Here is a 6,772-nt window from a genome sequence, read left to right as displayed (position 1 = left end):
CCATTCGGACGCCCGTGCAAAGATCACCCAGCGCAACGTGCTGCTGGGCGCGCTGGGCCAGGCGGTGCTTGGCGGCTTGCTCGGCAACGGTACGCTGGGGCAAGTCGGTCAGCAACTGGGGCAGACCGGCATCCAGCGGCTGGTCGTGGGCAACGTGATGTCGCATTCACGCAAGGACGAATTCGAAGCCGACGATCTGGGCACCGTCTACATGGCGCGCGCTGGCTATCCCACCGGGGCCGCCGCCACCGTGCTCGCCTCGTTGGCGGCGCAGACCGATCTGGAACAGCGCGAAAGCGGCAATACCCGCACCACGCCCGGCTGGGCGCTGAGCCACCCCGAACCTGGCGCGCGCGTCGCCCGCCTGCTCCAACGCGCGCGTGCGGCCGGTGCCGCCGCGCCTGCAGCACAGCGCAATTCCGCCGCCTTCCTCCCGGCCCTCGACGGGATGCTGGTCGAGGACGATCCGCATCAGGGCGTGATCGAGGGGCAAACCTTCCTGTTCCCCGATGACCGCATCAAGTTCACCGCGCCCGCTGGCTACGGCATGTCGAACGGTGCCGAGGCGGTGACGATTTCGGCGATTAGCGGCGGCAGCGGACAGGCGACTTTCACCGGCGGGACCTACGACGGCAACCTCAAGGCAGTGCTGGCCCGCGCCATCGCCGCGATTTCCGATGGCAAGGGCACGGTGCCGTCGGACCCCACCTCCAACACAATCAACGGGATGCAGGCGCTGAGCACGAGCGCATCGGCGCAGGACAGTTCGGGCAATGCGTTCGACGTGACGTTCTACGCGATCGCCCGGTCACCGGCCAAGGCCTACAGCTTCACGCTGATCCAGCCCGCCGGGCGCGGCGCCGGAGATCTCGTGCCGCTGGTGGAAAGCTTCACCGCGATGACCGCCGCCCAAGCCGCCGCCGTGCGCCCGCGCGTGATCCGCGTGGTGACGATCAAGTCCGGCGATACCGTGACCGCGCTGGCAGCGAAAATGGCCTATCCCAAGCAGGCGCGCGAACACTTCCTCGTGCTCAACGGCCTGCCCGCGGGCACCGAAAGGCTGGCGTCGGGCAGCCGGGTGAAGCTGGTGGTTTACGGGCCGCAGGGGCGGTAGTCCGGGGCCAGCGAGCGCGCCAACGCAAAAGGGCGCCACTTCGCAGTGGCGCCCTTTGCTTGATCCCGGCCATTGATCCCGGCAGGACCGCGTTCGCGCAGGAACGCAGCCGGATGGCTTACTTGATGCCGGCAGCCGCCGCGACTTCGGCCGCAAAGTCGGTTTCGACCTTTTCAATGCCTTCGCCGAGCTGGAAGCGCACGTAGTCAACCAGCTTGATTGGCTTGCCAGCGTCCTTGCCGGCCTTTTCGACGACCTGGGCAACCGGGGTCTTGTTGTCCATCACGAACACCTGGCTGAGCAGTGCGTTGTCTTTGGCGAACTTGGCGATCGCGCCGTCGACCATCTTGGCCTGGACTTCGGCGGGCTTGCCGCTTTCGGCAGCCTTTTCGGCGGCGATCTTGCGTTCGCGCTCGATCATGTCCTGGTCGAGCCCCGAAGCGTCGAGCGCCAGCGGGAACGCCGCGGCAATGTGCATCGCGATCTGCTTGCCCAACGGTTCGAGCACATCGGCGCCCGCTTCGGATTCGAGCGCGACGAGCACGCCGATCTTGCCGAGGTTGGGTGCAGCGGCGTTGTGCATATAGGGCACGACCAGCCCGCTGGTAACCGAAACGCGCTTGATCCGGCGGACCTGCTGGTTTTCACCGATAGTGGCGACATTGCCGACGAGCTTTTCGCCGACCGTGCCGCCATCGGGATAAGCCGCAGCCTTGAGCGCATCGACGTCGGTGCCCGACAGGCCGAGCGCGACCGTGGTGGTCTTGCGCACGAAATCCTGGAACTGGTCGTTCTTGGCGACGAAATCGGTTTCGGAATTGACCTCGACCGCCACGCCTTCTGTGCCGTTGACGGCAACGCCAACCAGGCCTTCGGCCGCTGTGCGGCTCGACTTCTTGGCGGCAGCGGCCAGGCCGCGCGCGCGTAATGCGTCAACCGCGACTTCCATGTCGCCGCCGGCTTCGTCGAGCGCCTTCTTGCAATCCATCATGCCGGCGCCAGTGCGCTCGCGCAGGGTTTTTACGTCAGCGGCGGTGTAAGCCATCGCATTGATCCTCTTTGAATCCCCGGCATCGGCGCGGGGAACCTTGAATTGAAATCCAGGGTACGCAGCCGGTGGCGCGTGCCTGTTGCAAGCTGATGACGGCGGCGGGGACTTATGCCCCCGCCGCTCTGTCAATCAGGCCTCGGTCGGCGCTTCGGCCGAGGTCGGAGCAGGAACTGCCTCGGCTACTTCGGCCATGGTAGGCGCCGGAGCGGTTTCGACAACAACTTCTTCAACCGCCACTTCAGGAAGCGGCTCGTCCATCGCGCCGATGTCGGCACCCGATGCCACAACCGCTTCGCGTCCACCGCGCGTCGCTGCGGTTGCAACGGCTTCGCAGTACAGGCGCACGGCGCGGCTGGCGTCGTCGTTCGCGGGAATCGGGAACGAAATGCCCGAGGGATCGACGTTCGAATCGAGGATCGCCACGACCGGAATACCCAGCACGTTGGCTTCCTTGATCGCCAGTTCTTCCTTGTTGGCGTCGATCACGAACATCACGTCGGGAATGCCGCCCATGTCGCGGATGCCGCCGAGCGAATTTTCCAGCTTGTCACGCTCGCGCGTAAGCTGGAGAACTTCCTTCTTGGTAAGGCCGGTGGTGTCGCCCGAAAGCTGTTCCTCAAGCGTTTTCATGCGCTTGATCGACTGGCTGATCGTCTTCCAGTTGGTGAGCATGCCGCCCAGCCAGCGGTGGTTGACGAAGTGCTGGCCGCACGAACGAGCGGCATCGGCGATCGGCTGCTGCGCCTGGCGCTTGGTGCCGACGAACAGGACCTTGCCGCCCGACTGGACCGAACCCGAGATGAATTCGAGCGCGCGCGCGAACAGCGGCACGGTCTGCGACAGATCCAGGATGTGGATGCCGTTGCGCGCGCCGAAGATGTAAGGCTTCATGCGCGGGTTCCAGCGGTGAGTCTGGTGGCCGAAGTGTGCGCCGGCCTCGATCAATTGCTGCATTGAGACGGTGGGAGCCGCCATAAGTCACGTCCTTTCCGGTTATGCCCCCAAATACGGGAGCCCCTCTGGGAAGCTGGAACCGTGCGGATGGTCCGAAGACATTGGCCCGCTGCGGCACCGGTGTTGGCGCTTCCCATGTGGATTTGCTGCATAGCCTCAAGACGAATCGCGACGATCCACCTTGCATGTTTTCCAGCGGAGCGTCGTCTAGCGCAGGTTCGGGGAAAAATCCAGCCCAATTCCCAACAGGAAATTGGCGTCGCCGATCTCATTGATCGCGTTCGATATTGTCGCCTGCTCTCAAAAAACGCACGGATTGGCGCGGTTTGCGCTTGACCGCCAAGAACAAAAAGAGAACAGAGGGTGAGTGAGGCGAATCGGTACCTCTATGTACAGGAACCGGGACGCAACTCAAAGGTTATCCACAGATGATCCACAGGATATCCGGTGCATCCGCGCCGCTTGTCGGACCAAGACCACGGGACCGTTGCCATGCTTGCCATTGCCGTTTCGCTGACATTCGCCATTTCCGCCATGCTCGCCATGGGTGTGATCGCGCTTACGCTGCGCCAGCAGGCGCCTTCGATCATGGCCGTGATTGCACAAGTGCGTGCGGCCCGGGGCGAAAAGGAAATTGCGTTCAGTTCGCCGCGTGAGGCCAAGGCACTCGTCGCGGCGTTCGAACCCGTAGTGCGTCCGCGCCGCGTTACCGGGAGCACTATCACCCCGCTGACCAGCAAGCGCCGGCCAGCTACCCCGTTTTTTGGGGGGCCGCTGTGCGCAGCCGCTTGACGCGGGCATAGCGGATGATGCCCAGCGGGATGAGCGCAAGATAAAGCACCGCAATAGCTGCCAGCGTCCACCATGGATCAGTCAGCAGCGCGGCGATTGACAGACCCACCACGGCGATCAACCCCAACCTTACCGATCGGCGCGGCCGCAGCGATTTCCAGCTCAGCGTGGCCAGGTTCGAGATCAGCAGAAACGCGATACCCGCCACCCACAACGCAACGAACACCGGATTGCGGAACAATTCGCTTCCGCTGGCAATCCACAAGTACAGCGGCAGGAACGCAAGCCCGGCACCCACCGGAGCAGGCACACCGGTCAGGAAACCGGCCGACTTGTGCGGCTGTTCATCCAGATCGATCCGCGCATTGAACCGTGCGAGGCGCAGCGCACAGCAAACCGCGAGCGCCAAAGCTGCAAACCAGCCGTAACGCGGCTCGGCCTTGAGTGACCACAAGTAGAGGATCAGCGCGGGCGCCACGCCGAACGAAATCGCATCCGCCAAGCTGTCCAATTCTGCACCAAAACGCGAATCCGCCTTCATCATTCGCGCCACACGGCCATCGATACCATCGAGCAAACCAGCGAGGATGACGGCCATGACCGCTTTCTCGAACTCACCGTTGATCGCAAAGCGGATGCCCGTGAGACCCGAACACAATGCCGCGGATGTGATCGCGTTTGGCGCCAATGCACGCAACGCCAGCCCCTTTGCGACGCTGGGCAATGCCGAGCCATCGTCCGCGTAGCCATCGTCGCCTTTAACCACGTCCGTCTCCAGGCTCACCTGAAGCTGACCGATTGCAACAGCGTCATTGGCTGAAGCCCTCGATCAGCGGGACCTGCCCGATTTCGGCCAGCACGGTCTCGCCAGCGACGATCCTTTGTCCCATCAGCACGCGCGGCTCGGTGCCTTGGGGCAAATACACATCGACCCGGCTTCCGAAGCGGATCAGCCCGACCCGCTGGCCGGCTGCAACGATATCGCCAGCCTTTACAAACGGGACGATCCGCCTTGCGATCAGCCCGGCAATCTGCGTGAACCCGATCCGCACTCCGCTGCCATGATCGAGCAAAAAGTGCTGGCGTTCGTTCTCCTCACTCGCCTTGTCTAGGTCGGCGTTGAGGAACTTGCCGGGGATATAGACCACGCGCGAAATCGTGCCCGCCATCGGCGCGCGGTTCACGTGGACGTCGAACACGCTCATGAAGATCGACACGCGGGTAACGGGTGCGGGATCGAGTCCCGGCACGCCGCTGCCATCCGCAACGCACAGTTCAGCCGGTGGCGGCACTTTCTGGATAAGTGTAATCAGGCCATCGGCAGGCGCGATGACCAGGCGATCGTCACGCGGGGTAACCCGCTGCGGATCGCGGAAGAAGGCAAGAACGCAAAAGGTCAACAGCGCGAGGGGCCAGGCCAGCACCTGCCAACCGAGCAAAGCGGCGATCGCTGTCACCACCGCGGCTGCGGCACCGAACTTGCGACCCTCGGGGTGAACGGGCGGCCAGCTCCAGCCGGCAGTTCCGCGCCCCCTGTTATCGAGAATATCTCCGGGCATGCGGCTCATCTAGGGGTTGGCTCGATGCACGGCAAGCACGCGTTCGGGAAATGTTGCCGCCAAGCTGCCATCGGTCAGCCCACTTTGCGCAAGAACACCGCACCGGCCGAGTAGCCTGCCCCGAACGAGCACAGCAGACCGGTGTCGCCTTCGGCCAAATCCGCGTTGTGCAAATGGAACGCGATCACCGAACCCGCGCTTGACGTATTGCCGTAAGTATCCAGCACGGTCGGGGATTCGTCCTCGCTGGCTTCGTGGCCGAGGACCCGCTGCGCGATCAACCGGTTCATGCCGGCGTTGGCCTGGTGCAGCCACAGCCGGCGCAATCCTGCCGGCTCGATCCCCAGCCGTGCAGCTTCATCGACGATCATCGCCGCCACCATCGGCACCACTTCCTTGAAAACCTTGCGGCCTTCCTGGACGAACAGCTTGTCGGCAGTATCGCGGTTTTCAGGCGCCGCTCGGTTCAGGAAACCGAAGTTGTTGCGGATATTGTTGGAAAATTTTGTGACGAGGCGTGTGCCGAGAATATCCCAATGCGGGCGCGGTGCGATGCTGGCGTCCTCGACCAGCACGGCTGTTGCGACATCGCCGAAAATGAAGTGACTGTCGCGATCGCGCCAGTTGAGGTGGCCCGAACAGACTTCGGGGCTGACCACCAGCACCGATCGTGCGTGCCCGGCGCGGACGTAATCGGCGGCAGTCTGGATGCCGAACGTGGCCGACGAACATGCCACGTTCATGTCGAAGCCGAAGCCCTCGATCCCCAGCGCGTCCTGGATCTCGACCGCCATCGCCGGATAGGGGCGCTGCATGTTCGAAGCCGCGCACAACACCGCATCGACGTCACCGGGTTCGCGCCCGGCCCGGGCGAGGGCTTCGCGCGCCGCCGCCACGGCCATTTCCGCCAGCACTGATATCTGATCGTTGGGCCGTTCGGGCAAACGCGGCGCCATGATCACGGGATCGAGGATCGGCGCCTTGCTGAGCACGAAGCGCGATTTGATCCCGCTCGCCTTCTCGATGAATTCGGCGGAACTGGGCAGGATCGCGGCGATGTCGCCGGCCGCAATCGCCGCTTCGTTGGCGCCGTTGTGTGCATCGGCGTAAGCGTTGAAGCTGGCGACAAGCTCGTCGTTGCTGATGCTGTCGGGCGGGGTGAACAGCCCGGTTGCGGAAATCACGGGGTGCGGCCCGGCCAAAGGTCCGGGATGTGGCAAAGCGGTGGTCGACATGCGGCTGGACCCTACTGCTCGCCCCCCGCTCCCGCAAGTCCACGCGCCTTTGTGTCGACAAGGCACC

Annotated in this window: 7 protein-coding genes; 2 read left to right on the top strand and 5 right to left on the bottom strand. The window is 63.9% G+C overall.

The window, feature by feature from the left end; all coding sequences use genetic code 11:
• Positions 1-1,114 (top strand): M48 family metalloprotease (locus Q0R16_RS11510; RefSeq protein WP_295636039.1); only part of this gene is annotated, 1,114 nt, incomplete at its 5' end.
• Positions 1,115-1,232: 118 nt separating this feature from the next.
• Here the strand turns inward: Q0R16_RS11510 and tsf are convergent.
• Together tsf and rpsB are read right to left on the bottom strand one after the other, a co-directional pair.
• Positions 1,233-2,159 carry a translation elongation factor Ts gene (gene tsf / locus Q0R16_RS11505; protein ID WP_295636038.1) on the bottom strand — a complete coding sequence of 309 codons (927 nt, stop codon included), beginning with the start codon at positions 2,157-2,159 and terminating at the stop codon, positions 1,233-1,235.
• A gap of 135 nt (positions 2,160-2,294) precedes the next feature.
• Positions 2,295-3,140, bottom strand: a complete 846-nt coding sequence (rpsB, locus tag Q0R16_RS11500; RefSeq protein WP_295636037.1) for a 30S ribosomal protein S2 — start codon at positions 3,138-3,140, stop codon at positions 2,295-2,297.
• Positions 3,141-3,611: 471 nt separating this feature from the next.
• On the opposite strand from rpsB, the gene Q0R16_RS11495 reads away from it, so the two are divergent.
• Entirely contained in the window at positions 3,612-3,911 is a 300-nt protein-coding gene (locus tag Q0R16_RS11495) for a hypothetical protein (RefSeq protein ID WP_295636036.1), read from the top strand.
• On the opposite strand, the gene Q0R16_RS11490 is transcribed toward Q0R16_RS11495, so the two are convergent.
• From Q0R16_RS11490 to Q0R16_RS11480, 3 genes are all read right to left on the bottom strand, one after another.
• Entirely contained in the window at positions 3,871-4,677 is an 807-nt protein-coding gene (locus tag Q0R16_RS11490) for a phosphatidylcholine/phosphatidylserine synthase (RefSeq protein ID WP_295636041.1), read from the bottom strand. The two genes, Q0R16_RS11495 and Q0R16_RS11490, sit on opposite strands and share 41 nt — an antisense overlap.
• Positions 4,678-4,720: 43 nt before the next feature.
• Positions 4,721-5,470: a phosphatidylserine decarboxylase gene (locus Q0R16_RS11485; protein WP_295636035.1), complete on the bottom strand. Its 750-nt coding sequence runs from the start codon at positions 5,468-5,470 to the stop codon at positions 4,721-4,723.
• 74 nt (positions 5,471-5,544) lie between these two features.
• Entirely contained in the window at positions 5,545-6,705 is a 1,161-nt protein-coding gene (locus Q0R16_RS11480) for a beta-ketoacyl-ACP synthase III (RefSeq protein ID WP_295636034.1), read from the bottom strand.
• Between the last annotated feature and the right edge of the window lie 67 nt (positions 6,706-6,772).

This window comes from Novosphingobium sp., from assembly GCF_025351285.1.
Taxonomy (GTDB): Bacteria; Pseudomonadota; Alphaproteobacteria; order Sphingomonadales; family Sphingomonadaceae; genus Novosphingobium.
Note: the sequence above shows the minus strand (reverse complement) of the source record. Positions and strands in the feature narration are given on the sequence as shown.